Source organism: Microbacterium sp. zg-Y625 (assembly GCF_030246925.1).
GTDB lineage: Bacteria > Actinomycetota > Actinomycetes > Actinomycetales > Microbacteriaceae > Microbacterium > Microbacterium jiangjiandongii.
In genome coordinates this window covers 3,073,961-3,098,448 of sequence record NZ_CP126740.1, presented here as the reverse complement: position 1 = coordinate 3,098,448, position 24,488 = coordinate 3,073,961, and the positions used below count along the sequence as shown (strand labels likewise).

Here is a 24,488-nt window from a genome sequence, read left to right as displayed (position 1 = left end):
GGCAGCAGCAGCAGCGGCAGCAGCAGCAGCAGCGGCGGCGGGTCAGTCGCGGGACAGTACCAGCGCCATGCCCTGGCCGCCGCCCACGCACATCGTCTCGAGGCCGTACCGCCCACCCGTCGAAGCGAGCCCGTTGATCAGCGTCGACGTGATGCGCGCCCCCGTCATGCCGAACGGGTGCCCCACCGCGATCGCGCCGCCGTGCACGTTCAGCCGCTCCGGATCGATCCCGAGCTCCCGTGCCGAGGGGATCACCTGCGCCGCGAACGCCTCGTTGATCTCCACGAGGTCCATGTCGTCGATCCCGAGCCCCGCGCGCGCCAGCGCCTGCCGCGACGCCTCGACCGGTCCGAGCCCCATCACCTCGGGCGACAGCCCGCTCACCCCGGTCGAGACGATCCGCGCCAGCGGCTGCAGCCCGAGCTCGTCCACCACCCGGCCCGACACGATCACGACGGCCGCCGCCCCGTCGTTGAGCGGGCAGCAGTTGCCCGCCGTCACCGTGCCGTCCGGCCGGAACACCGGGTCGAGCCCGGCGAGCCCGGCCGCTGTCACCCCCGCCCGCGGCCCGTCGTCCGCGCTCACCACGGTCCCGTCCGCGAGCGTCACCGGCGTGATGTCGCGCGCCCAGAAGCCCGAGGCGATCGCCGCCTCGGCCCGCTGCTGCGACCGCGCCGCGTACGCGTCCTGCTGCTCGCGGGTCACCCCGTGCAGCTGCGCGACGTTCTCGGCCGTCTGCCCCATCGCGATGTAGGCATCCGGCAGCGCCCCGTCCGCCCGCGGGTCGGCCCACACCGGCGACCCCGCCTCCGACCGGGCGGCCGTGCGCGCCGCGGCATCCGCGAAGGCCGGGTTCACCGCCTCGGGCAGGTCGGCGAACCCGTGCGCGTACTGCGACACCGACTCGACGCCCGCCGACACGAAGACGTCCCCCTCGCCGGCCTTGATCGCGTGGAACGCCATGCGCGTGGTCTGCAGCGACGAGGAGCAGTACCGGTTCACGGTCGTGCCCGGCACCGTGTCGAGCCCGAGCAGCACCGAGACGATCCGCGCGATGTTCATGCCCTGCCTTCCGGCGGGCTGTCCGGTGCCGATCATCAGGTCGTCGATCCGTGCGGGGTCCAGAGACGGCACCATGTCCAACGCCGCCTGCACCATCTGTGCGACGAGGTCGTCGGGGCGCACGTCCGCGAGCGACCCCTTGCGGGCGCGGCCGATGGGCGAGCGGGCCGTGGCGACGATGTACGCCTCGTTCATGAGGTGAACGCCTGGATGCCGGTGATCTCGCGCCCCACGATGAGCGTGTTCATGTCGTGCGTCCCCTCGAAGGTGTAGATCGCCTCCGCGTCGCAGAAGGCCCGCGCCGCCCCGTAGTCCAGCGTGATGCCGTTGCCTCCCATCACCTCGCGGCAGAGGGCGACGGTCTCGCGCATCCGGGCCGTGACGAACGCCTTCGCCATCGCGGCCTGCGCGTCGGTCTGCTTGCCTTCGTCCTGCAGCTGCGAAACCCGCGTGCACATCGCGAGGCACGCCGTGATGTTCGACAGCGCGGTGGCGAGCTTGTCCTGCACGAGCTGGAACGACGCGATCGGCTTCCCGAACTGCTCACGCGTCGCGGTGTAGCGCACCGCCGCCTCGTAGGCGCCGATGCCGTTGCCGAGCCCCTGCCAGGCGACCTCGGCGCGCGTCAGCCGCAGCACGATCGCGACCTCGGTGAACGACTCGATCCGCTGCAGCCGCAGCGCGTCGGGAACGACGACGCCCGTCAGCGTGATGTCGGCGTTCTCGACGGCGCGCAGCGACTGCTTGCGCTCGATCTTGGTCGCCGAGTAGCCGGGGGTGGACGTGGGCACGATGAAGCCCTTCATCTGCCCGTCTGCGGTGTCCCGGGCCCACACGACGGTGATGTCCGAGAATCCCGCGCTCCCGATCCAGCGCTTCGCGCCGTCGATCACCCACTCGTCGGTGCCGTCGGCCGCCTTCCGCCGCGTGGCGGTGGTGCGAAGCCCGCGCGCCGTGTCGGATCCCGACAGCGGCTCGGTCAGCGCGAACGCCCCGACCAGCTCGCCGCGCGCCATCGGCGGCAGCCACTGGGCGCGCTGCTCGTCGGAGCCGCCCACCCAGATCGCGTTCATCGCCAGGCCGCTGTGCACGCCCAGAAAGGTGGCCGTCGAGGCATCCACCCGGGAGATCTCCAGGGCGACCCAGCCCCGGTAGAGGGCGCTGTTGTCGTACTGGGCGACCTCGGGGATGCCGGCACCGAGCATGCCCAGCTCGGCGAACCGGGGGAAGAGGTGGCGCGGGCTCTCCGCGCGTTCCCAGAACTCGTCCGCGCGGGGCGCGACCTCGTCACGCAGGAATGCGCGGATGCGGCCCAGCTGCGCGCGTTCGGCGTCGGTCAGCGCGCTCTGGAAATCGTAGAAGTCGGCGTCGAGGCGCTCGGCGGGCGGGGCGTGGGTCTCGTCGGCGGGTGGGGTGAGGGTGAGCGGCATCGCTTCTCCGATCGTCGGTGATCCGGGTATGACGCCCATCATGCAACATTTCCTGAGATGTTGCATCCACTCGACGCGGCGGTAGAGTTCCGGCATGTCCACGCCCGCGCCTGCGCCCGTCGCGCCGCCCATCGCGACGGTGGGGGTGGATGCCGCCCCCTCCTGGCTCTCGGCGCGGCTGGCATCCCACGCCGACGCCCGGAGGGCGTTCGACCTCGCCCGCGAGCAGTTCATCGCCGGGCACCGCATCGACATGGGCGCGCTCGCCGCGGCGCTGGGCGTGGATCGCACCTCGCTCTTCCGTTGGGTGGGCAACCGCGACGCCCTGCTGAGCGAGGTGCTGTGGTCGCTCGCCGTCCCGACCCTCGTGCAGGCCGACCACGCCACGGCGGATCGCGTCGGCGCGGACCGCCTCGCCGAGCTGCTCACCCACTTCGTCGCCGACCTGAACCGCGCGCCCTACTTCCGTGAGTTCCTGCGGCGCGAGCCTGCCCGTGCGCTGCGGCTGCTCACGACGATCGAAAGCGAGATCCAGCGTCGGTACGTCGCGACGGCCGAGTGGCTGATCCGCGCGGAGCTGGGGGCGCAGCCGCTCGGCGGGGCCATCGACGTGCACAGCCTCGCGTACCTGCTCGTGCGCGTCTCCGAATCGTTCACCTATGCCGACCTGATCGCCGGCGACGAGCCCAGCGCGTCTCGCGCCCGCGCGGCGTTCCGCGTGCTGCTGCGCGCGGACTGACCCCTGGAGGACCGATGCCGCACTACGGCGTGCGCCAACCGTTCATGACCCGCTGGCGCGACAACGACCAGTACGGGCACCTCAACAACGTCGTGTATTACGAGGCGATGGACACCGCGGTGAACGCCTGGATGATCGCCGAGGGAGGCCTCGATCCGGCATCCTCGCCGGCGATCGCCCTCGTCGTCTCGTCGTCGTGCGACTACCGCGCGTCGGCGTCGTTCCCCGAGCCGCTCGAGGTCGGGGTCGGCGTGGAGCGGCTGGGGGCCACGAGCATCACGTGGGCGCTCGGGATTCTGCGCCCCGGCGAGGACGAGCCCATCGCCGTGGGGCGTTTCGTGCACGTGTTCGTGGATGCCGCGAGCCGCCGTCCCGTTCCCGTGCCGGGTGCCGTGCGCGCGGCGGTCGCGGCGCAGCTGCTCGACTGAGCGCGGGCCGGCTCGGGCGGGACGCCGGTTCGAGCGCCGCGGGGTCCGGTGCCCGATACGCGCCCCGAACCGGTGGGTTGCGGGGTCCGGTGCCCGATACGCGCCCCGAACGGGGGGATTGCGGGGTCCGGTGCCCGATACGCGCCCCGAACCGGTGGGTTGCGGGGTCCGGTACCCGATACGCGCCCCGAACGGGGGGATTGCGGGGTTCGGTGCCGGATACGCGCCCCGAACCGGCCGGGTTGGACACAAACCGACCAGGCGGTATGCTGAACCGGCGACGCGATGCGGCGCGGAGAGGGGTCGACGATGACCGACGTGCCGGGGCTCGACGTGCAGGCGCTCACGGAGTGGCTCGCCACCGCGCACCCCGACCTCGCGAACGGTGACCTCAGCGCCACCGTCATCGCCGGCGGCCGCAGCAACCTCACCTACGCGATCGACGGCGCGCGGCGCCCGCTCGTGCTGCGGCGCCCGCCGCTCGGCCACGTGCTCGCCAGTGCGCACGACATGCGGCGCGAGCACCGGGTCATCTCGGCGCTGGCATCCACGCCGGTGCCCGTGCCGATCGCCGTCGACGTCGTCGACGACACCGGGGGAGCGATCACCGGCACCACCTTCTTCGTCATGGAGCGCGCGCCCGGGCGGGTGCTGTCGACCCCCGGGCACAACGCCGGGTACGACCCCGCAGGGCTGGCCCGCCTGAGCACCGACCTGGTGCGGACCCTGGCGGATCTGCACGGCGTCGACCCGGCATCCGTGGGGCTGGCGGACTTCGGCCGCGCCGACGGATACCTCTCGCGCCAGATGTCCACGTGGAAGCGGCAGCTCGACGCCTCGCGCTCGCGGGCGACGCCGACGCTCGACGCGCTGCAGGAACGCCTGGGCGAGGGGATGCCGCAGAGCCGGCGCTCCGGCATCGTGCACGGCGACTACCGACTCGACAACGCCCTCGTCGACGGCGTGGAGCCGCGCCTGTCGGCCGTGCTCGACTGGGAGATGGCGACGCTGGGTGATCCGCTGGTGGACCTGGGCATCTTCGCGCTGTACTGGGACATCGCCGCCCTTCCCGCCGCGTTCGGCGGCGCGATTCCGAGCGCCGTCGATCCGGCCGCCGGATACCCGCGGTTCGACGAACTCGCCGAGGTGTATGCCCGGCATGCCGGGACGGACCTGCCCGACCTCGGCTGGTACCGCGCCTTCGCGGCGTACAAGCTCGCGGTGATCCTCGAGGGGATCCACTACCGCTTCCGCTCCGGCGACACCGTCGGCGACGGATTCGACGGGATGGGCGCGCTGGTGGAACCGCTCGCCCGCCAAGGACTGGAGGCGCTCTGATGGACTTCGCCCACGACGACACCACTCGGCAGCTGGCAGAACGGGCGCGGGCGTTCGTCGACGAGCACGTGGTGCTCGCCGAGTCGGTGCTGCAGGAGCAGCTGGATGCCACGCCCGGCGAGTGGGCCTTCCGGCCGATCGTGTCGGAGCTGCGGGAGCGTGCCCGTGCGGCGGGGCTCTGGAACCTGTTCCTGCCGGGCGAGCACGGGGCGGGGCTGACGAACCTGCAGTACGCGCCGATCGCCGAGATCACGGGGTGGAGCCCGCGCCTGGCGCCGGTCGCGTTCAACTGCGCGGCCCCCGACACCGGCAACATGGAGGTGCTGCACGACTTCGGCACGCCCGCCCAGCAGGAGCGGTGGCTCGAGCCGCTGCTGGATGCCCGCATCCGCTCCGCGTTCTGCATGACCGAGCCCGACGTCGCCTCGAGCGACGCGACGAACATCGGCACCCGCATCCGCCGCGATGGGGACTCCTACGTCGTATCGGGCCGCAAATGGTGGTCGACGGGGGCGATGAACCCGGATGCCGCGATCTTCATCGTGATGGGCAAGACCGATCCCGACGCCGAGCGGCATCGTCAGCAGTCGATGATCCTCGTGCCCCGCGACGCCCCCGGCGTGCGCGTGGAACGGGCGCTGACGGTGTTCGGCTACGACGATCGCGACCACGGGGGGCACGCCGAGGTCGTCTTCGACGACGTGCGGGTGCCGGCCGAGAACCTGCTCGCGGGGGAGGGCGACGGATTCGCGATCGCGCAGGCGCGGCTGGGGCCCGGTCGCATCCACCACTGCATGCGGGCGCTGGGCATGGGCGAGCGGGCGCTGGCGCTGATGACCGACCGGGCGAACGAGCGCGTCGCTTTCGGGCGCACCCTGGGGGAGCAGGGGGTGATCCGCGAGTGGGTCGCCGAGGCGCGGATCGAGCTGGAGGCGCTGCGGCTGCTCGTGCTGAAGACCGCGTGGCTCATGGACACCGTCGGCAACCGCAAGGCGATGACCGAGATCCAGGCGATCAAGATCGCGGTGCCCCGCGCGGTGCAGCGGATCCTCGACCGGGCGATCCAGGTGTTCGGCGGGGCCGGGGTGTCGCAGGACACCCCGCTGGCGGAGCTCTTCGCCGGCGTCCGCACCCTGCGCATCGCCGACGGCCCCGACGAAGTGCATCTGAACAGCCTCGGCCGCGCCCAGCTGCGCTCGCGAGTGAGTATTCGCGGTGCCGAGTGAGTATTCGCGCTCGCGAGTGAGTATTCGCATCGCCGAGTGAGTATTCGACAGAAGTTCCATTCAACGACGAAAGGACCATCGTGACCCACCGACCCGACTCCGCCATCGACGACCCGGGCTACGCGACGCTGTCGGTCGCGAGCATCCTCGCCGAATCCGCGCGCCGTCACTCTGACCGCCCGGCGCTGCTCTTCGCCGGCACCACCACGACCTATGCGCAGCTGTGGGACGAGGTGCGCGCGTACGCGGGCGCCCTGCGCGACCGTGGCATCCGCGCCGGCGACCGCGTCGCGATGATCGTGCCGAACGTGCCCGATTTCGCCCGCGTGTACTACGCCGCGCTCTCGCTCGGCGCCGTCGTGGTGCCGGTGCACCTGCTGTTCAAGGCCGACGAGATCGCGTACGTGCTGCGGGACGCCGAAGCGGACCTCTTCGTCGTCGCCGCGCCGCTCCTCGGCGAGGCGATTCCGGCGGCGGCGGCCACCGGCATCCCCGTCGTCACGGTGCTGCTGCCCGCCGGGACTCCGTCACCGGTCGGCGACCTGCCGCGTCTGGAGGACGAGGCCGCCGCAGCGACCCCCATCGAACGGCACACCGCGACGCGGCCGAGCGATGCCGCGACGATCCTCTACACCAGCGGCACCACGGGAACCCCGAAGGGCGCCGTCGGCTCACACCTCGCGCTGGTGGAGCAGGTGCACTGCACCCTCATCGACTCGTTCAACCTGCACTCCGGCGACATCGTCTTCGGTGGGCTGCCGCTGTTCCACACGTTCGGTCAGACCGCCGTGATGAACATGGCGTTCCGCGTCGGGGCGTCGATCATCCTGCTGCCGCGTTTCGACGCCGACGACGCGCTCGCCCTCATGGTCGCCCATGGCGCGACGGTGTTCACCGCCGTTCCGACGATGTACGTGGGGATGCTGGAGGCCGCCCGCCGCAGCGACGCCCGGCCGCCGCTGCGGTACGCCGTCTCGGGCGGCGCCGCCCTGCCGGTCGCCGTGCTCGAGGCGTTCCGCGACGCGTTCGGCGCGGACGTGCACGAGGGGTACGGACTGACCGAGACGGCGCCGATCGTGTCGTCGAACGCGCTCGTGGAGCCGATCCGCCCCGGCACCGTCGGGCGTCCCCTCTGGGGCGTCGATGTGGCGATCGCCGACGCCGAGCAGGAGGAGCGGGTGGAGCTCGTGGACGACCCGGACGCGCTCGGCGAAGTCGTCGTGCGGGGGCACAACCTGTTCAAGGGGTATCTCGGTCGCCCGGATGCCACCGCGTCGGCGATCGTCGACGGGTGGTTCCGCACGGGTGACCTCGGGCGGTTCGTCGATGGGGTGCTGACGATCGTGGACCGCAAGAAGGACATGATCGTGCGCAGCGGCTACAACGTGTACCCGACCGAAGTGGAAGCCGTGATCGCGCGGCATCCTGCGGTCGCGGTCGCTGCCGTGTTCGGCGTGCCGGACGACCTGCGCGGGCAGGAGGTGCACGTGGCGGTCGTGGCGCACGACGGGCACAGCGTGGATGCCGAGGAGCTGATCGCGTTCACGCGGGACCGGATCGCGGCGTACAAGTACCCCCGGGCCGTGCATGTGGTGGCGGAGCTCCCGCTCGGCGGAAGCGGCAAGGTGCTGAAGCGGGAACTGGTCGCGCAGTTCTCGCCCGCGCCGGCGGCGGCTGCCGAGTGAGGGTGCGCGCTCGCGAGTGAGTATTCGCGGTCGCGAGTGAGTATTCGCGGTCGCGAGTGAGTATTCGCGTCGTCGAGTGAGTATTCGCGTCGACGAGTGAGTATTCGCGGTGCCGAGTGAGTATTCGCGTCGCCGAGTGAGTATCCGGGGTGCCGAGTGACCACTCACCCGACGGCGCGCTCTCCACAACACCGAGCACACGCCCGATAGTCCACCGATGCCATCCCGGCATCCGCGCGCCAGCCGGCATCCGCGTCACCATCGACGCATGACACTCGAGATCATGCCTGCCGACCTGCAGGCGTCCGAACAGTTCGCGCGGGAGCAGGCGCGCTTCGAGGTCCGGCAGCGTCTCGCTCGGGGGACGCTCGTCCGCCTGCACGGTCAATGGGAGCTGACGGCGCAGGAGTACGCGTCCCTCTACGCGGAGGAGCGCCATCGCATCGAGGTCGCGAGTATCGCGCGTGCCATGCGCACGGATGTCGCCGTCGTCTCGTACGCGAGCGCGGTCGCCGTCCACGGGCTGCCGCTCTTCCGCACCCGGCCGCGACGCGTGCACGTGACCATGCGCGCCGGCGCGGCGACCCGGTCGCATCCCGCCGTGTTCCGGCACCGCGATTCGCTCCCGGAAGAGGACGTCGCCTCCGTTGGCGGCCTGGCGGTGACGTCGCTCGAGCGGACCGTCGTCGATGCGATTCGCGTGCTGCGGCTCGAGGCCGCCCTGGCCGTCGCCGATGCCGCGCTTCATCGCGTCGCGTGGGACGACAGCACTCGTCAGTACGACGAGTATGCCGCCGACCGGATGCTGATGCGCTTGTGGCAGCGCCTGTTCCGGATGCCGGGAGCCCGCGGCATCCGTCAGGCGCGCTGGGTGCTCGAACTCGCCGACGGCCGCGCCGATGGCCCCGGCGAATCGGTCGGGCGCCTGTACCTGCTCCTCCTCGGGTTCGCGAGGCCCCGGCTGCAGGTCGCGGTGCCAGGGCCCAACGGCAGTGTCTACCGAATGGATGCCGCGTTGGACGACGTCGGGGTCTGGTGGGAATTCGACGGGATCGGGAAGTACCTCGACCCGGGGATGACCGGCGGCCGCGACCCGAGTGAGATCCTCGAGCGGCAGCGCCGTCGGCAGGAGTGGGTGACCGCGACCACAGGGTGGCCCTTCGCCCGTTGCCAGTGGGCGCACCTCGAGTCGCTCACCGCCTTCGCGCTGAAGCTGCAGGCCGACGAGGTTCCTCTCCCTCGTGCCCATGTGCTCCCGCTGTGACGAGTGCCGAATACTCACTCGGCACCGCGAATACTCACTCGGCACCGCGAATACTCACTCGGCGACCGCACCCAAAACGAAGAGGGCCGCGACGCGTGTCGCGTCGCGGCCCTCTCCCCGCGGGTCAGGCGCCGGGGACCCCGGCGCGCGGCCCTCTCCCCGCGGGTCAGGCGCCGGGGACCCCGGCGCCTGACAGCGGCACCGGCTGCGGGTCCACGGCCGACACGCTGCCGTCACGCACCTCGTAGGTCGCGTCGATGTAGTCCTGCACCCCCTGATCCACCGTCGTGATGCCGACGCCCAGGTACGCGGCGTGGCTGTCGGGACCGAACGCCAGCGGCAGGATGCCGTTGCCGACGAGGTCGCCGGACTGCACCGCCTCGACGAGCGCCTCCCGCGTCGGGTTCTCGCCCGCCGCGGCCAGCGCCTCGGCGAAGACGTACCCCACGCTCATGCCGAAGATCGTGTTGCCGTCGAAGGGAGCGTCGCCGTTGTACTCCGTGTTGATCTCGCGGAAGAGGTCGACCCACTCGTCGTCGGCCATCGGCAGGTAGTTCGTTCCGGTGAAGCCCTGCAGCAGCTTCGGGGCCATGTCCTCGCCGAGGTAGCCGACGAGGGTGGGGTAGTCGGCGCCCGACGAGGAGCCGAACCACTGCGGGAACCAGCCCAGCTGCGCCGCGGTTCCCACCGCGAGCGCTGTGAACCCGTTGATCGTGGCGAGGGTGACGATGTCGCATCCGGCCGCCTGCAGCGCGCCGATCTGCGCGGTGACGTCCTGGTTCGACACCGAGTACCGCTGCACCTCGGTGAGGCCGTCGGCGCCGAGGGCCATCTCGAGGCCCTCGAGGAACTCGTCGCCGAAGTCGTCGTCCTGACCGAGCATGCACACGGCCGCGTCGGGGAACTCGTCGGCCGCGTACTGGCCGAGCGCCGCGCCCTCAACGACGTAGTCGGCGTTGAAGCCGAACGTGTTCGGGTAGGTCTCGGGCTGGTTCCAGGCGGTCGAGCCGGATGCCACGAACAGGTCGGGCACCGAGTTCTGATCGAGGAAGTCCAGCACGGACTGGTGGGTCGCCGTGCCGAGGCCGTTGAGGATCGCGAAGACCTCGTCCTGCTGCACGAGCTCCCGCACGACCGTCTGCGAGTTGGCCGGGTTGTACCCGTCGTCCTTCACGATGTACTCGATCGTGCGCCCGTTCACCCCGCCCTGGTCGTTGAGGTAGTCGAAGTACGCGTTCGTGGCGGCGGAGATCGACGAGTAGCCGGCGGCGGCCGGGCCGGTCAGCGGCATGTGGGTGCCGACGGTGACGGTCGTGTCGGTCACGCCGGTGGTGTCGCCCGCGGGCTCGTCGTCACCGCCTGCCGCCGGTGCCGAGGGGGTGCTGCAGGCCGCGAGGCTGACAGCAAGGGCGGATGCCGCGATCAGACCGCCCGTGCGACGGGCGGCAGAGCGCAGCGTCGAGCTCTGTTGGGACATGGGATCACCTTTCAATCGGGATGGTGCGGGAAGAGTCGGAGGATGCCGTGGCGTCGGGTGCCGAGGTGGCAGAAGGCAACGGCGCGTCGGCCCCCGCGCCTGCCGAAGACCGCGCGGTCGTCGCGGAGCCTGCCGCCCCGGAAGCGACGGACCCGGAACCCCGCCGTCGCCAGGTGCCGGCGAGGCCGGCCAGCCCGTCGGGGCGCAGGATCATGACGGCGATCAGCAGTGCGCCGAAGACGAGGAGGGAGAGGTTGCCCGACAGCCGCTGCTCGAGTTCGCGGGGCAGGTCGAGGGCGCCGGCACCTGCGCCGAGGGCCCAGGGCAGCACCACGATCACGACCGAGCCGATCGCGGCGCCGCCGATGCTTCCGAGCCCGCCGAGCACCGCGGCCACAACCAGCAGCAGCGAGAATGCCAGCGTGTAGCCACCGGGGCCGACAGACTGCGTGATGAAGCACAGCACCGCACCGCCGGCGCCGGCCGCGGCGGCGCTGAAGGTGAACGCCGTCACCTTGACGTGCCGGGCGGGAACGCCGTTCAGCCGCGCGGCCGTCTCGTCGTCACGGACGGCCCGCATCCGAAGTCCCAGGGCGCCCCGGCGCACGAGGGCGAGGGCGGTGACGACGACGGATGCCACGATGATCGCGACCCACGCCTGCCACTGCTCCAGTGCGATCAGCCGCTCCAGCGCCGTCGGCACCGGGTTGTAGGCCGTCTGCAGTCCCTGATCGCCCCGGAAGACGCCCGACCAGACGCTCGTGATGGCGGGGACCGCGATGACGAGGGCCAGGGTGAGGCCCGCGAGGTAGGGGCCGTGCAGCCGCGCGGCGGCGAGGCCCAGGAGCAAGCCCAGCAGGCACGCGATCGCGACCCCGGCCACGAGGGACATGACGAAGCGCGGCACCCCGTCGACGCCGGCATCCGTCAGCGCGTTCGAGGTGAGGGCGTAGCCGTAGCCGCCCGCCGCCATCAGCGCCGCGTGGCCGAGCGACAGCTGCCCGCTCAGTCCGATGAGCAGGCTGAGCCCGGCGACGGCGCAGAAGTACGCGGCGGCGGTGGCGAGCTGGAAGTTGCGGAACGGGTCGAGCAGGAACGTGCCGCCGAGCGCGAGCACCGTGAGCAGAGCGGCGATCGTCAGCACGCGGGGCGTGCCGGTGAGGCCGGGGAACAGGCGGGGACGGGTGGCGGCGTTCATGCGGTACGCGCCTGTCGCATCGAGAAGACTCCGCCCGGTTTGATCAGCAGCACCGCCACCAGCAGCACGAGCACGCCGATGGGCGCCACCGTCGAGCCGAGGTATCCGGTCACGAGGCTCATCACCACGCCCACCACCAGGCCGCCCAGAAGCGCCCCGATCGGGGAATCGAGCCCCCCGACGACGGCGACGGTGAAGGCGTAGACGAAGAGGATGTCGGTGGAGTGGGGGTTGAGCCCCAGTTCGGTGGGGATCAGCAGCAGCGCCGCGAGCGCGGCCACCGCGGCCGAGAGCATCCAGCCGATCGTCACCATCCGGTCCACGCGCACCCCGAGCAGGCGCGACACCTCGGGCGCGAAGGCGGAGGCGCGCAGCTGCAGGCCGAGCGAGGTGCGGGTGAACAGCAACGCCAGGATCCCCATGACCGACAGCGCCACCACCAGCACGAACAGGTCGTAGGGAGACAGCAGCGGCACCCCGCCGACGAAGATCGGCGCCTCGTCGAACGGCGCCGCCATCGGCCGGTACTGCGGGCCGAAGAAGATGCCCAGCAGCGACTGCAGCACCATCACCAGCCCGATGGCGATGATGATGCCCGCCAGGGGAGAGCGGTGCGGCGCGTGACGCATGAGGCCCCGTTCGACGACGAACCCCATCGCGGCACCGCCGAGCACCCCGGCGGCGAGGCCCGCCGCGTACGAGCCCGTCAGGGCGGTGACGGCGAAGGCCAGGTACGTCGCCACCAGCGCCATAGCGCCCTGGGCGAAGTTGATGATGCGCGCTGCGCGCCAGATGAGCACGAGCGACAGGGCGAACAGGGCGAAGATCGCGCCGCGGGCGAGGCCGGTGGCGAGCAGGAAGGCGAGTCGGTCCATCAGAATCCCAGGTAGGCGTGGCGCAGGGCGGTGTCGTCGGCGAGGGTGGATGCTGCGGCATCCGCCACGACGCGTCCGAGGTCGAGCACGACCCCGCGGTCGGCGATCGACAGGGCGCTGGTGATGTTCTGCTCGGCCAGCAGCACGGTCATGTCATCGCGGGCGGCGGCGTCACGGAGCGTCGCCATCAGCTGGGCGACCACGAGCGGCGCGAGCCCCAGCGACGGCTCGTCGAGGGTCAGCACGCGGGGACGCGAGACCAGTGCCCGCCCGAGGGCCAGCATCTGGCGCTCACCGCCGGAGAGTTGATGGCCGTCGGCGGAGCGGCGGCGGGCGAGGGGTTCGAACAGGTCGTAGATCTCGGCGATCGCCGTCTCGCGCGCGCGGCCGCGGTGGCGCCACAGCGCCCCGAGGCGCAGGTTCTCGTCGACCGTCAACTCCGCCACGACGCTGCGACCCTCGGGGACCTGGGCGATGCCGCGGCGGGCGCGGTCCTCGGGGCTGAGCCGGGCGAGGTCGTCGCCGTCGAGGCGGATGCCGCCCCGCAGCGGCCGCACGAATCCGGCGAGGGCCCGCAGCAGCGTGGTCTTGCCGGCGCCGTTCGCGCCGAGCAGGGCGACGATCTCTCCGGGCTCCAGCGCGAACGAGACGTCGTGCAGCACCGGCTCACCGCCGTAGCCGACGGTGAGGTCGTGGAAGGAAAGCGCGCCGTTCATGCCGTCGCCTTCAGCCCGAGGTACGCCTCTTCGACAGCGGGGTCGGTGCGCACCTCGTCGGGGGTGCCGCGGGCGATCACGCGCCCGAAATCCAGCACGACGACGCGGTCGGCGACCGACATGACGAAGTCGACGTGGTGCTCGACCAGCAGCACGGCGCAGCCGGCGTCGGCCGTGGCGCGGACGGTTCTCGCGAGGGCCGCGATGTCGTCGTGGCCGAGGCCGCCGGCCGGTTCGTCCAGCAGCAGCAGGCGGGGGTCGGTGACGAGGGCGCGGGCGAGGGCGACGCGCTTGCGCACCGGGTACGGCAGCGCCGCGACGGGAAGGTCGGCCACGTCGAGCAGATCGTGGGTGGCGAGTTCGGTGGTCACGCGGGCGGCGGCATCCTTGCGGGTGCCGGGGGCGCTCAGCGGGACGGCGACGTTCTCGCGCACGGTGGCGCCGTCGAACAGGCCCAGCCCCTGCAGCGTGCGGGCGACGCCGCGGCCGGTGAGGGCGGACGTGCGCGGCGGGATGGGTCGGCCGTCGAGCAGGATGGCGCCCCGGCTGCGCACGAGGGCGCACACCGCGTTGAACACGGTGGTCTTGCCGGCGCCGTTGGGTCCGATGAGGGCGACGACCTGGCCGGCTTCGACGTCGAACGCCACCTCCTGCAGGGCGGTGAGGCCGCCGAAGGTGACGGTCAGGTCGGTCACGGCGAGCCGCGGAGCGGGTGTGGCAAGGGTGGACATCGGCACCTCTTCGTGTCGGGTGGCCCCACTGTACCTCATAAACCGACCAGCCGGTATGTTGCGTTCGAAAGGCGGCGGATGCGGTGCGGCGGCCGCTATTTGTGGGGGATTCCGGTGACCATGCCGCCGTCGACGACGAACTCGGCGCCGCTGGTGAACCGCGATGCGTCGGAGGCGAGGAAGACGATCGTGCCGGCGACGTCGTCGGGGGTGCCGGGCCGGCCCAGCGGGATGTCGATGCGCGCGGGGTCGATGCGCGTCGTCATGTCGGTGAGGATGAGGCCCGGGTGCACGGAGTTCACGCGGATGCCACGGGGGCCGAGCTCCACGGCGAGCGATTTCGTGAGCCCCCGCACCCCGAACTTCGCGGCGGTGTACCCGTGCAGGCCAGGGCTGCCGCGCAACCCCTCCACCGACGAGATGTTCACGATCGACCCGCCGCCGCCGGCGGCCATCGCCGGCACCGCCGCGCGGCAGCCGAAGAAGGTGCCGGTGAGGTTCACCGCGATCACGGCATGCCACTTGGCCGTGGAGTAATGCTCGATGGGGGCGGCGTTGGCGATGCCGGCGTTGTTGACGAGCACGTCGAGTGCGCCGAATCGCGCCAGGGCCACCGCGACGGCGGCATCCCACTCGGCCTCATCGGTCACGTCGAGGTGCACGAACGTGGCACGGGGGCCGAGCTCATCGACGAGGGTCGTGCCTTCGTCGTCGAGCAGGTCGGCGACCACCACCGCGGCGCCCGCCGCATGGAGGGCACGCACGTAGGCGGCACCGAGTCCGCGCGCCCCTCCCGTGACGAGGGCGGTGCGGCCGGTGAGGTCGAAGGGCGAGGTCATCGGGCGACCTCGATCACGACCCGCCCGGTGGTCTGCCCGCCCGCGAGCTTCTGGATCGCCTCGGGCGCCCGCTCGAACGGGACCACCTCATCGACGAGCGGTGCGATCGCCCCGGATGCCGCGAGGCGGGTGAGCGCCTCGTGCGCCTCAGCCACGAGGTCGGGGCGACGCTGGGAGTAGAGCGCCCAGTACAGGCCGAGCACGGCGAAGTTCTTCACCAGCGCGACGTTCGTGCGGAGTGTCGGGACCTCGCCGCTGGCGAAGCCGATCACCACGATACGGCCCTCGAAGGCGACGCACCGGGTGGATGCCTCGAACGCCGAACCGCCCACCGGGTCGAAGACGACGTCGGCGCCGTGTCCGTCCGTGATCTCCTTGACCCGTGCCGGGATGTCGTCGACACCGCGCACGAGCACCTCGTGTGCGCCGAGGTCGCGCGCGACCTGAGCCTTCGCCTCGCTGCCGACGACGGCGATGACGTGCGCGCCGGCGGCGACGCCGAGCTGCACCGTGGCCGCGCCCACTCCGCCGGCGGCGGCGTGCACGAGCAGCCACTCGCCCTCCCGCAGGGCGGCCCGCCGGTGCAGGGCGAACCACGCCGTCTGGTACGCGATCATGAGGCCGGATGCCGCGATGTCGTCGAGCGCGCCGGGGGTGGGGTGCAGGTCCTGCGCCGGCAGCACGGCGAGTTCGCTCAGCACGCCGATCTTGCCGCCGACGACGCGGTCGCCGACGGCGAGCCCCTCGACGCCCGGTCCCAGCGCCTGCACGGTGCCGGCGAACTCGATGCCGGGGATGAAGGGCAGGTCGGGCCGCACCTGGTACTCCCCGCGCGAGAGCAGCACGTCGGGGAAGTTGGCGGCGACCGCGGCCACCCGCACGAGCACCTCACCGGCATCCGGAGTCGGATCCTCCACCTCGACGAGTTCGAGGACGTCCTCGGGTTCTCCGTTGCGGGTGACGTGCCAAGCGCGCATGGGCTACTCCTTCGTGGTCCTGATGCTGGTGAGGAAGAGATCGGTCAGCTGCTCGGCCACCTGCGTCGCGGACTCCGGGCCGCCGGGGGAGTACCACTGCGAGAGGTAGTGGACGTCGCTGAAGAAGTGGGCGATGAGTACCGGCACCGGGATGTCGGTGCGGAAGAGGCCTTCGGCGCGGCCGCGCTCGAGGAGCTTCGCGACCTCGTCGTGGTACGCGCGCCGGCGGCGCGTGACCTCCTGCTGGCGGGGGGCGGAGAGCATGTGGGAGCTGCGGAAGAACACCGTGCCCTCGGGGAGGAACTGGATCGAGGTCTCGATGACGTCGACCCCGACTGCGCGCAGCACCTCGTCGACCGCGCCGCCACGGGCGACGATCTCGTCGAGCCGCGCCTTCTGCAGCGTCAGCAGACGGTCGTAGATGCCGAAGAGCAGATCGTCCTTCGACTCGAAGTAGTGGTACATCGCGCCCTTGGTGACGCCGGCGGCTTCGACGATCTGCTGCACGCTGGTGTTGGCGTAGCCCCGCTCGGCGAAGAGGTCGACGGCGGCACGCGTGACGGCATCGGCGACGTTGGTCTGCTTCATGCGTTCATCCTCTCAACCGATCGGGCGCACCGACGCGCCCCCGTCGATGAGGAGGGTCTGTCCGGTGACCCAGGCCGCGTCGTCCGAGAGGAGGAACGCGACGGGGCCGGCGATGTCGGCCGGCTCGCCGAGCCGCCGCAGCGGATACGCGGCGGACGCCTGGTCTTCCCGCCCCTCGTAGAGGGCGCGGGCGAAGCGCGTCTTGACGACGGCAGGGGCGACGGCGTTGACCCGCAGCCCGGGGGCGAGCTCGTCGGCCAGCTGCATCGTCAGGTTGATCAGCGCGGCCTTCGAGATGCCGTAGAAGGCGATGCCGGGGCTCGCCGCCGCCCCCGCGACCGAGGCGACGTTGACGATCGAGCGGGAAAGGCCGGCGGTCACGGCATCCCGGGTCCATTCCAGGGCGCCGATCACGTTGACCTCGAGGATCTTGCGGGCGGCGTCGGGGTCGATCTCGAGCACCGGCCCGTAGACCGGGTTGATGCCGGTGTTGTTGACGAGGTGGTCCAGCCGTCCGTGGGTGGCCGCGATGTGCGCGAAGACCTCGGCGCGGTGAACGGGATCGTCGGCGTGGCCCGCCACGGCCGTCGCCGCGCCCCCCAGGGCGGCGACGGCCTCGTCGAGGGCGTCAGCTCCACGGCCGGTGATGACCACCGACCCGCCTTCGGCGACCAGGCGCTCGGCGATCGCGAACCCGATGCCGCGGCTCGCCCCGGTGATCAGCGAGACAGTGCCCTCGAACCTCTGCATGGCGCCTCCTCGCGCAATGAGCCCGGAACATACCGCCCGGTCGGTTTGACCCTAGCACGCCGCCTCCGAGTGAGTATTCGCGCTGCCGAGTGAGTATTCGCGTCCCCGAGTGAGTATTCACGCTGCCGCCACCGCCGCCGCCACGCCCCGCGCACCCGCGCCCCAACGCGCACCCGCGCCCCCAACGCGCACCCGCCGCGCGCACCGCGCTGCGCGCCGCAACTCCTCAAGATCGCGGCGGCAGGTCCGCGGGCGGAGGGGATGGCGCCGCTTTCGGCCGATCCTCGAGGAGTTGCGGCACGGCACGGATGGGCCCCGCGGGAGAAGCCCGAGCTCAGGTCACTTCGGGTCGAGGCGCAGCACGTCGGGCGACGAGCCGAGGGTGACGTCGCCCACCACCCGCAGGCTGCGCGCGAGATGGTCGACCTCGGAAACGACCGTGCCCACACGCGTGCGGTCGCTGCAGACGGCCGTGAGCGTCACGAAGTGGGTGCCGGTGTCCCACGTGTAGCTGAGGAAAGGCGGCGTCTTGTCGTCGGCCGGCAGCGTCATCGCGAGCTTCTCACCGACGCCCAGGTAGGGGTTCGGGAACGACTCGGTGTCGTCGTACTCCATCGGCATCGATGCGCGGGCGGCGCGCAGCTGCGGCGTCGCCTGCTGCAGCTGCGCCATCGCGACCAGCAGCTCGGGGTCGTCCTTCCACACCCACACCAGCACTCGGCCGTCGGCCTTGCGCATGAGCAGCGGTGCCGCCTGGCTCACCGCCCAGGCCGCGAAGCCGCTGGCGGGGCGTGCCGACGCGCCGAGGGCCGCGTTCGCCCGGTCCATCAGCATGCGGATCGCCGCTTTGCGGTGGCGGCGGCCCTTGAACCCCAGCGATCCGGTCACGGGGACCCAGCGGGCGGGATCGGCATCGGCCTGCAGTCGGGACATGCACCCAGGGTAGGGGGGATGCCGCCGAGGGGCGCTGTGCGTCGGCAGGGAGTGGCGCGCTTTCCGGTTCCTGTGGGCTGCTCGGGTAGAGTGGGGCCGCGCCGCCAGACCCCGCGGCACGACGCAGAGATAGGCAGCCACCCTCCGTGACTTCCCCCGCGACACCCGAACCCGAGCCCGAAGCAGCACCTGCCGGCATTCGGCGTCCCCTGAAGATCGTCATCGGATGCGACACCTTCGCGCCCGATGTGAACGGGGCTGCGCGCTTCGCCGAGCGCCTCGCCGCCGGCCTCACCACCCGCGGCCACGAGGTGCACGTCGTGGCACCCGGCCGCAAGTACAAGCGCGTACCACCCGCGACCGAGGTGATCGAGGGCGTGCCGCTCACCGTGCACCGGCTGCCGTCACTGCGCTGGCCTCCGCACGACTGGCTGCGCTTCGTCTGGCCGTTCCGCTCGAAGCACTACGCCCGCAAGGTGCTGGATCAGGTGCGCCCCGACGTCGTGCACATCCAGTCGCACATCGTCATCGGGCGAGGCCTGGCACGCATCGCCACGCAGCGCGGCATCCCCGTTGTCGCCACGAACCACGTGATGGCCGAGAACATCCTCGACTTCACGACCCTGCCGCCGTTCCTGGACAAGGTCATGCTGAAGGCCGCGTGGGACGACGCCTCACGCACCTTCGCCCTGGCGCGGGCGGTCACGACGCCCACCCGCCGCGCGGCGGACTTCCTCGAATCCACGATCGACATCACCGGGGTCATCCCGATCAGCTGCGGACTGGATGCCGCGAACTACACGCCCGCTCTCGAGCCGCGCAGCGTCAACCGCATCCTCTTCGTCGGTCGCCTCACCTCCGAGAAGCACATCGACACGCTGCTGAACGCCGTCGCCCGCCTCGACCCGGCGCTCGAGGCGACGGTGGACATCGTCGGCGGCGGGGACCAGCGCAAGGCGCTGGAGGCGCTCGCCGCACAGCTCGGGTTGTCCGCTCGCGTGATCTTCCACGGACACGTCGACGAGGACGAGCTGCGGTCGCTGTACACCCGGGCCAGCGTCTTCGCGATGCCGTCGATCGCCGAGCTGCAGTCCATCGCGACCATGGAGGCGATGGCTTCGGGGCTTCCCGTCGTCGCCGCCGACGCCCTCGCGCTGCCGCACCTCGTGCAGGACGGCGTCAACGGCTGGCTGTTCCGCCCGCAGGACCCCGACGACCTCGCCGCGAAGCTGACCCGCGTACTCTCGGCATCCCCGGAGGACTTCCTCGCCATGCAGCGCGCGTCGCTCAAGGGCGTCGAGATCCACGACATCGCCCGTACCCTCGACACGTTCGAGGCCCTGTACCGGGGCGAGCCGGTCAAGCCGTGAGCAGGCCGGAGGCCGCCGACCGCGGCATCCGTCTGTTCTTCGACGCCCGCTACATCCGCACCGACTTCCACGACGGCATCAGCCGCTACTCCGCCGAGCTCGCCGCGGCCGTGCACGAAGCCGCTGCGGATCGAGGGGTCGAAGTCACCTACCTCATCCACGACGAGGCCCAGCGGCCGCTGCTTCCCGAGGGCGCCCAGACCCTGGCGATGTCCGCTCCGACGTCGTGGCGGGAGCCGTTCGCCGCGCGGCTGCTCAACCGCTTCGCGCCCGACGTGGTGTTCTCCCCGATGCAGACGCTCGGCTCGAGGGGACGGCGGTACCGCCTCATCCTCACCCTGCACGACACCATCTACTACCGTCACCGCACGCCTCCGCGGGATCTGCCGGCGCCGATCCGGCTCGGGTGGCGGCTGTTCCACCTCAGCTACGTGCCGCAGCGGATCACACTGAACGCCGCCGATGTCGTGGCGACCGTCAGCGAGACCAGCCGGCGCCAGTTCGCCGACGTGAGCCTGACGAAGCGGCCCGTCGTGGTGATCCCCAACGCGCCGCAGCGGCTGGCTGCGCTGCTGCCGGGCGGCAGGGCCGACGTGAAGACGGACGGGCCGGTGCGCAACCTCGTCTACATGGGCTCGTTCATGCCCTACAAGAACGTCGAGACGCTGGTGCGGGCGATGCGGCTGCTGCCCGGCCGCACGCTGCACCTGCTCTCGCGCATCACCCCGGCACGCCGAGCCGAACTGCAGGCGCTCGCCGGCGAGGGCGCCGTCGTCTTCCACAACGGCGTGACGGATGCCGCGTACGCGGCGGCGCTCGCAGACCGCGCGGTGCTCGCCTCGACGAGTCTCGACGAGGGGTACGGTCTGCCGCTGGCGGAGGCCCTCGCCCTGGGCGTGCCGGCGGTCGTCACCGACATGGAGATCTTCCACGAGGTCGCCGGCGACGGCGCCGTCTATGTCGACCCGCACGACGAGAAGGCCGTCGCCGCCGCTGTGACGTCGCTGGACGACGACGCCGTGCGCGCCGGCGTGATCGCGGCGGGCGCCGCGCACATCGCGCGGTTCTCGTGGGAGCGCTCGGCAGACGCGCTGCTGGACACCGTCACCACGCTCGCGCGCGGCTGAGGGTCGGCGCGCGCCTGCGGGTCACGGCAGTCGGGCCGGGTCGGTCGGCACGCGGCGATAGCCGTCGCGCCGGAGCTCGAGGGCCGTGGCGGTCAGGGCCACGACGCCGAGGGCGGCGATGAGCAGGATGGCGATCATGGCAGTGACGCTACGTCCGTGGCAGAACTGCCACTAGTGGCAGGCCGGTCGCCACGCGTAGCATTCCTGCCATGAACACTGTGGCGTGCGTCGTGCAACCGGGGTTCGCCCCGTTCGAGTTCGGCGTGGCGTGCGAAGCCTTCGGGCTGGATCGCACCGACGATGGCATCCCCAAGTTCGACTTCCGGGTCGTCACGGCGGAGCCGGGCGCGATCCCGTCGAAGCTGGGCTTCTCGATCAACGTCGATGCGGACCTGGCGTTCGCCGACGAGGCGGACCTCGTGGTGATCTCGCCGGTGCCGCGGGAGTGGTGGCATCGCAGCGACCCGCGCGTGCTCGATGTCGTGCGCCGAGCGGTCGCGCGCGGCGCGTGGGTGCTCAGCGTCTGCAGCGGCTCGTTCGTGCTGGCCGATGCCGGCGTGCTGGACGGGCGGCGCGCGACGACGCACTGGATGTACGCCGACGACATGGCGCGCATGTACCCGCTCGTCGAGGTCGACCCGGACGTGCTCTACGTGCAGGACGGGCGCATCATCACCAGCGCCGGCACGGCGGCGGGGTTGGATGCCTGTCTGCATCTGCTGCGGCAGGAGCTCGGGGCAGAGATGACCAACACGATCGCGCGCCGCATGGTGGTGCCGCCCCAGCGCGACGGTGGTCAGGCCCAGTTCATCTCCCGGCCGCTGCCGGTGGCCGCCGGTGACTCGCTGGCGCCGGTGAGCGACTGGATGGTGGCGAACCTGCGCGAGGACCTCACGGTCGAGCAGCTCGCCGCCCGCGCGCACATGTCGCCGCGCACCTTCGCCCGCCGCTTCAAGGCCGACTTCGGAGCGACCCCTGCCGCGTGGCTGGGCCGACAGCGGCTGATCCACGCGCAGCGGCTGCTGGAGAAGACCGACTTCGGCCTGGACCGCATCGCCGACGAGTCGGGGTTCGGGTCGGCCGCGGTGCTGCGGCAGAACTTCGCCCGCACCCTGGGTATGACGCCGACGGCGTATCGCCGGCGGTTCAGCTGTGCGCGCTCCGAGGCTGCGCCCGCCGCCTGAGCCGCGCGTCCGCGGCGGGCCGGTGCCCCGTTGCCGTTGCCGTTGCCGGGGCCCTTGCGCTGCCGTTGCCGTTGCCGGTGCCGGGGCCCCGTTGCCGTTGCCGGGGCAAGGGGATCTGCCCGGATGCGGTGATTTCTCGGCATCCGGCTCCTCGTTCCGGCAGATCTCCTTTTTTCGGGCGACCGAGGGGATACATTTCGGGCGACCGAGGGATGCCGGTTCGCCCGCCTCCCCTCGACCTATCGACCCCCGGATGATAAACTTGAGTCACGCAGGCTCAAGTTTGGGCCCCACGGATTTCAGGAGAACGAATGAACGCGACGCAACAGCCCGGTCAGGAGGAGCAGCAGAGCGCCCTCGAGCAGTTCGGCATCAACCTCACCGACCGCGCCCGCCAGGGCAAGCTCGACCCGGTCATCGGCCGTGACAGCGAGATCCGCCGCATCAGCCAGGTGCTCACCCGCCGCACGAAGAACAACCCCGTGCTCATCGGCGAGCCCGGCGTCGGCAAGACCGCCGTCGTGGAGGGGCTCGCCCAGCGAATCGTCGCCGGTGACGTCGCCGACTCGCTCAAGGGCAAGGAGCTCGTCGCCCTCGACATCTCCGCGCTCGTGGCCGGGGCGATGTACCGCGGCCAGTTCGAGGAGCGCCTCAAGAGCGTGCTCAAGGAGATCACCGAGTCCGAGGGTCGCGTCATCACCTTCATCGACGAGCTGCACGTGCTGATGGGCGCCGGCGGCGGGGAAGGCTCCGTCGCGGCATCCAACATGCTCAAGCCCATGCTCGCCCGCGGCGAGCTGCGCCTCATCGGCGCCACGACGCTCAACGAGTACCGGGAGTTCATCGAGAAGGATGCCGCGCTCGAGCGCCGTTTCCAGCAGGTGTACGTCGGCGAGCCGAGCGTCGAGGACACCATCGCGATCCTCCGCGGCCTCAAGGAGCGCTACGAGGCGCACCACAAGGTGGCCATCGCGGATGCCGCGCTGGTGGCGGCGGCATCGCTGTCGAACCGGTACATCCCCTCGCGACAGCTGCCGGACAAGGCGATCGACCTGATCGACGAGGCCGCGTCGCGCCTGCGCATGGAGATCGACTCCGCCCCGCTCGAGATCGACGAGCTCCGTCGGCATGTCGACCGGTTGGGGCTTGAGGAGCTGGCGCTGAAGAAGGAGAAGGATGCCGCCTCGAAGGAGCGCCTCGCGGCCCTGCGCGAAACCCTCGCCGCCGAGCGTGAGAAGCTCGCCGAGCTGCAGGCGCGGTGGGAGCGCGAGCGTGCCTCGCTCAACCGCGTCGGCGACCTCAAGACCCGGCTGGACGCCGCCCGCGTCGAGGCCGAGCGCGCACAGCGCGAGGGGAACCTCGAGCGTGCGTCGCGGCTGCTGTACGCCGAGATCCCGGCGCTCGAGCGTCAGGTGATGGAGGCCGAGCGCGCCGAAGGTGCCGAGGGCGAGCGCATGGTCGGCGACCAGGTGACCGACGAGGACATCGCCGCCGTCATCTCGGCGTGGACCGGCATTCCGCTCGGCCGCCTGCTGCAGGGCGAGACCGAGAAGCTGCTGCACCTCGAGCGGGAGCTGGGCAAGCGCATCATCGGTCAGCGGGATGCCGTCAAGGCGGTGTCCGACGCCGTACGTCGCTCGCGCGCAGGCATCAGCGACCCGAACCGGCCGACCGGGTCGTTCCTGTTCCTGGGTCCCACCGGTGTGGGAAAGACGGAGCTCGCCAAGGCGCTGGCGGAGTTCCTCTTCGACGACGAGCACGCCATGGTGCGCATCGACATGTCGGAGTACGGCGAGAAGCACTCCGTCTCGCGGCTGGTCGGTGCCCCTCCCGGGTACATCGGCTACGAGCAGGGCGGGCAGCTGACCGAAGCGGTGCGCCGGCGCCCGTACTCGGTGGTGCTGCTGGACGAGGTGGAGAAGGCGCACCCCGAGGTCTTCGACGTGCTGCTGCAGGTGATGGACGACGGGCGCCTGACCGACGGCCAGGGACGCACGGTCGACTTCAAGAACGTGATCCTCATCCTCACCTCGAACCTCGGCTCGCCGATCCTCATCGACCCGACCCTGTCGTTCGAACAGAAGAAGGAGCAGGTGCTGGCGCTCGTGCGCCAGGCGTTCCGGCCCGAGTTCGTCAACCGTCTCGACGACGTCGTGGTGTTCCAGGCGCTGACCGAGGACGACCTGTCGCAGATCGTCGAGCTGTCGGTCGACGCGCTGCAGCGCCGCCTGAAGGACCGCCGCCTGACCCTCGCCGTCACCCCCGACGCCCGGGCCTGGCTCGCCGAACGGGGCTACGACCCGCTGTTCGGGGCGCGGCCGCTGCGCCGGCTCATCCAGTCCGAGATCCAGGACCGCCTGGCGATGGCGATCCTCGGCGGCGGGGTGCGCGACGGCGACCTGGTGCGCGTGGACGTCGCCGCGGACGGCTCGTCTCTCGTGTTGACCAGTGCGGGGCCGGCGGACACGCCCACCGCTGACGACGACGTGATCGAGGCCGAGCTGCTCGACGACTGACACGACGACCGGCACATCGGATGCCGCGCCTCCCG

Annotated in this window: 22 protein-coding genes; 10 read left to right on the top strand and 12 right to left on the bottom strand. The window is 71.5% G+C overall.

Features of this window, described 5'->3' with window-relative positions:
• Positions 1-42: 42 nt before the first annotated feature.
• Both QNO14_RS14450 and QNO14_RS14445 read right to left on the bottom strand, forming a co-directional pair.
• Positions 43-1,257: an acetyl-CoA C-acetyltransferase gene (locus QNO14_RS14450; RefSeq protein ID WP_257506446.1), complete on the bottom strand. Its 1,215-nt coding sequence runs from the start codon at positions 1,255-1,257 to the stop codon at positions 43-45.
• Positions 1,254-2,492 carry an acyl-CoA dehydrogenase family protein gene (locus QNO14_RS14445; protein WP_257506447.1) on the bottom strand — a complete coding sequence of 413 codons (1,239 nt, stop codon included), beginning with the start codon at positions 2,490-2,492 and terminating at the stop codon, positions 1,254-1,256. The genes QNO14_RS14450 and QNO14_RS14445 overlap by 4 nt, the downstream gene beginning before the upstream one ends.
• Positions 2,493-2,586: 94 nt before the next feature.
• On the opposite strand from QNO14_RS14445, the gene QNO14_RS14440 reads away from it, so the two are divergent.
• The 6 genes from QNO14_RS14440 (at position 2,587) to QNO14_RS14415 (ending at position 9,172) form a co-directional block, all read left to right on the top strand.
• Complete coding sequence (locus tag QNO14_RS14440) at positions 2,587-3,231, top strand: QsdR family transcriptional regulator (RefSeq protein ID WP_257506448.1); 645 nt, start codon at positions 2,587-2,589, stop codon at positions 3,229-3,231.
• Positions 3,232-3,275: 44 nt separating this feature from the next.
• Complete coding sequence (locus tag QNO14_RS14435) at positions 3,276-3,659, top strand: acyl-CoA thioesterase (RefSeq protein WP_257506449.1); 384 nt, start codon at positions 3,276-3,278, stop codon at positions 3,657-3,659.
• Between the two features lie 309 nt (positions 3,660-3,968).
• Positions 3,969-4,997 (top strand): phosphotransferase family protein, encoded by a 1,029-nt coding sequence (locus QNO14_RS14430; protein WP_257506450.1) that lies wholly within the window; start codon positions 3,969-3,971, stop codon positions 4,995-4,997.
• Positions 4,997-6,223: an acyl-CoA dehydrogenase family protein gene (locus tag QNO14_RS14425; RefSeq protein ID WP_257506451.1), complete on the top strand. Its 1,227-nt coding sequence runs from the start codon at positions 4,997-4,999 to the stop codon at positions 6,221-6,223. The genes QNO14_RS14430 and QNO14_RS14425 overlap by 1 nt, the downstream gene beginning before the upstream one ends.
• Before the next feature lie 80 nt (positions 6,224-6,303).
• Entirely contained in the window at positions 6,304-7,908 is a 1,605-nt protein-coding gene (locus QNO14_RS14420; RefSeq protein ID WP_257506452.1) for an AMP-binding protein, read from the top strand.
• Between the two features lie 268 nt (positions 7,909-8,176).
• On the top strand, positions 8,177-9,172 hold the full coding sequence (locus tag QNO14_RS14415; RefSeq protein ID WP_257506453.1) for a hypothetical protein: 996 nt from the start codon (positions 8,177-8,179) through the stop codon (positions 9,170-9,172).
• A 166-nt stretch (positions 9,173-9,338) separates the two neighbouring features.
• Here the strand turns inward: QNO14_RS14415 and QNO14_RS14410 are convergent, their stop codons facing one another.
• From QNO14_RS14410 to QNO14_RS14365, 10 genes are all read right to left on the bottom strand, one after another.
• Positions 9,339-10,649 (bottom strand): ABC transporter substrate-binding protein, encoded by a 1,311-nt coding sequence (locus QNO14_RS14410; RefSeq protein WP_257494474.1) that lies wholly within the window; start codon positions 10,647-10,649, stop codon positions 9,339-9,341.
• A gap of 4 nt (positions 10,650-10,653) precedes the next feature.
• Positions 10,654-11,847, bottom strand: a complete 1,194-nt coding sequence (locus QNO14_RS14405) for a branched-chain amino acid ABC transporter permease (RefSeq protein WP_257506454.1) — start codon at positions 11,845-11,847, stop codon at positions 10,654-10,656.
• Complete coding sequence (locus QNO14_RS14400) at positions 11,844-12,722, bottom strand: branched-chain amino acid ABC transporter permease (RefSeq protein ID WP_257506455.1); 879 nt, start codon at positions 12,720-12,722, stop codon at positions 11,844-11,846. Before QNO14_RS14400 ends, QNO14_RS14405 begins: the two co-directional genes overlap by 4 nt.
• Positions 12,722-13,438, bottom strand: a complete 717-nt coding sequence (locus QNO14_RS14395) for an ABC transporter ATP-binding protein (RefSeq protein WP_257506456.1) — start codon at positions 13,436-13,438, stop codon at positions 12,722-12,724. Before QNO14_RS14395 ends, QNO14_RS14400 begins: the two co-directional genes overlap by 1 nt.
• Positions 13,435-14,169 carry an ABC transporter ATP-binding protein gene (locus tag QNO14_RS14390; protein WP_257506457.1) on the bottom strand — a complete coding sequence of 245 codons (735 nt, stop codon included), beginning with the start codon at positions 14,167-14,169 and terminating at the stop codon, positions 13,435-13,437. Before QNO14_RS14390 ends, QNO14_RS14395 begins: the two co-directional genes overlap by 4 nt.
• Positions 14,170-14,264: 95 nt before the next feature.
• Entirely contained in the window at positions 14,265-15,008 is a 744-nt protein-coding gene (locus QNO14_RS14385; protein ID WP_257506458.1) for a glucose 1-dehydrogenase, read from the bottom strand.
• On the bottom strand, positions 15,005-15,985 hold the full coding sequence (locus QNO14_RS14380; protein ID WP_257506459.1) for an NADPH:quinone oxidoreductase family protein: 981 nt from the start codon (positions 15,983-15,985) through the stop codon (positions 15,005-15,007). The genes QNO14_RS14385 and QNO14_RS14380 overlap by 4 nt, the downstream gene beginning before the upstream one ends.
• 3 nt (positions 15,986-15,988) lie before the next feature.
• Positions 15,989-16,573, bottom strand: a complete 585-nt coding sequence (locus QNO14_RS14375) for a TetR/AcrR family transcriptional regulator (protein ID WP_257494467.1) — start codon at positions 16,571-16,573, stop codon at positions 15,989-15,991.
• 12 nt (positions 16,574-16,585) lie between these two features.
• Entirely contained in the window at positions 16,586-17,323 is a 738-nt protein-coding gene (locus QNO14_RS14370) for an SDR family oxidoreductase (protein WP_257506460.1), read from the bottom strand.
• Between the two features lie 339 nt (positions 17,324-17,662).
• Positions 17,663-18,256 carry a hypothetical protein gene (locus tag QNO14_RS14365; protein ID WP_257506461.1) on the bottom strand — a complete coding sequence of 198 codons (594 nt, stop codon included), beginning with the start codon at positions 18,254-18,256 and terminating at the stop codon, positions 17,663-17,665.
• Between the two features lie 146 nt (positions 18,257-18,402).
• Here QNO14_RS14365 and QNO14_RS14360 point away from each other — a divergent pair, with 146 nt between their 5' ends.
• The 4 genes from QNO14_RS14360 (at position 18,403) to QNO14_RS14345 (ending at position 24,453) form a co-directional block, all read left to right on the top strand.
• Positions 18,403-19,626: a glycosyltransferase gene (locus QNO14_RS14360; RefSeq protein ID WP_257494464.1), complete on the top strand. Its 1,224-nt coding sequence runs from the start codon at positions 18,403-18,405 to the stop codon at positions 19,624-19,626.
• A 26-nt stretch (positions 19,627-19,652) separates the two neighbouring features.
• Positions 19,653-20,753, top strand: a complete 1,101-nt coding sequence (locus QNO14_RS14355) for a glycosyltransferase family 4 protein (protein WP_257494529.1) — start codon at positions 19,653-19,655, stop codon at positions 20,751-20,753.
• 209 nt (positions 20,754-20,962) lie between these two features.
• Positions 20,963-21,937, top strand: coding sequence for a GlxA family transcriptional regulator (locus QNO14_RS14350; RefSeq protein WP_257494463.1), 975 nt, complete (start codon positions 20,963-20,965; stop codon positions 21,935-21,937).
• A gap of 311 nt (positions 21,938-22,248) precedes the next feature.
• A complete protein-coding gene (locus tag QNO14_RS14345; protein WP_257506462.1) occupies positions 22,249-24,453 on the top strand; it encodes an ATP-dependent Clp protease ATP-binding subunit in 2,205 nt (734 codons plus the stop codon).
• Positions 24,454-24,488 lie beyond the last annotated feature (35 nt).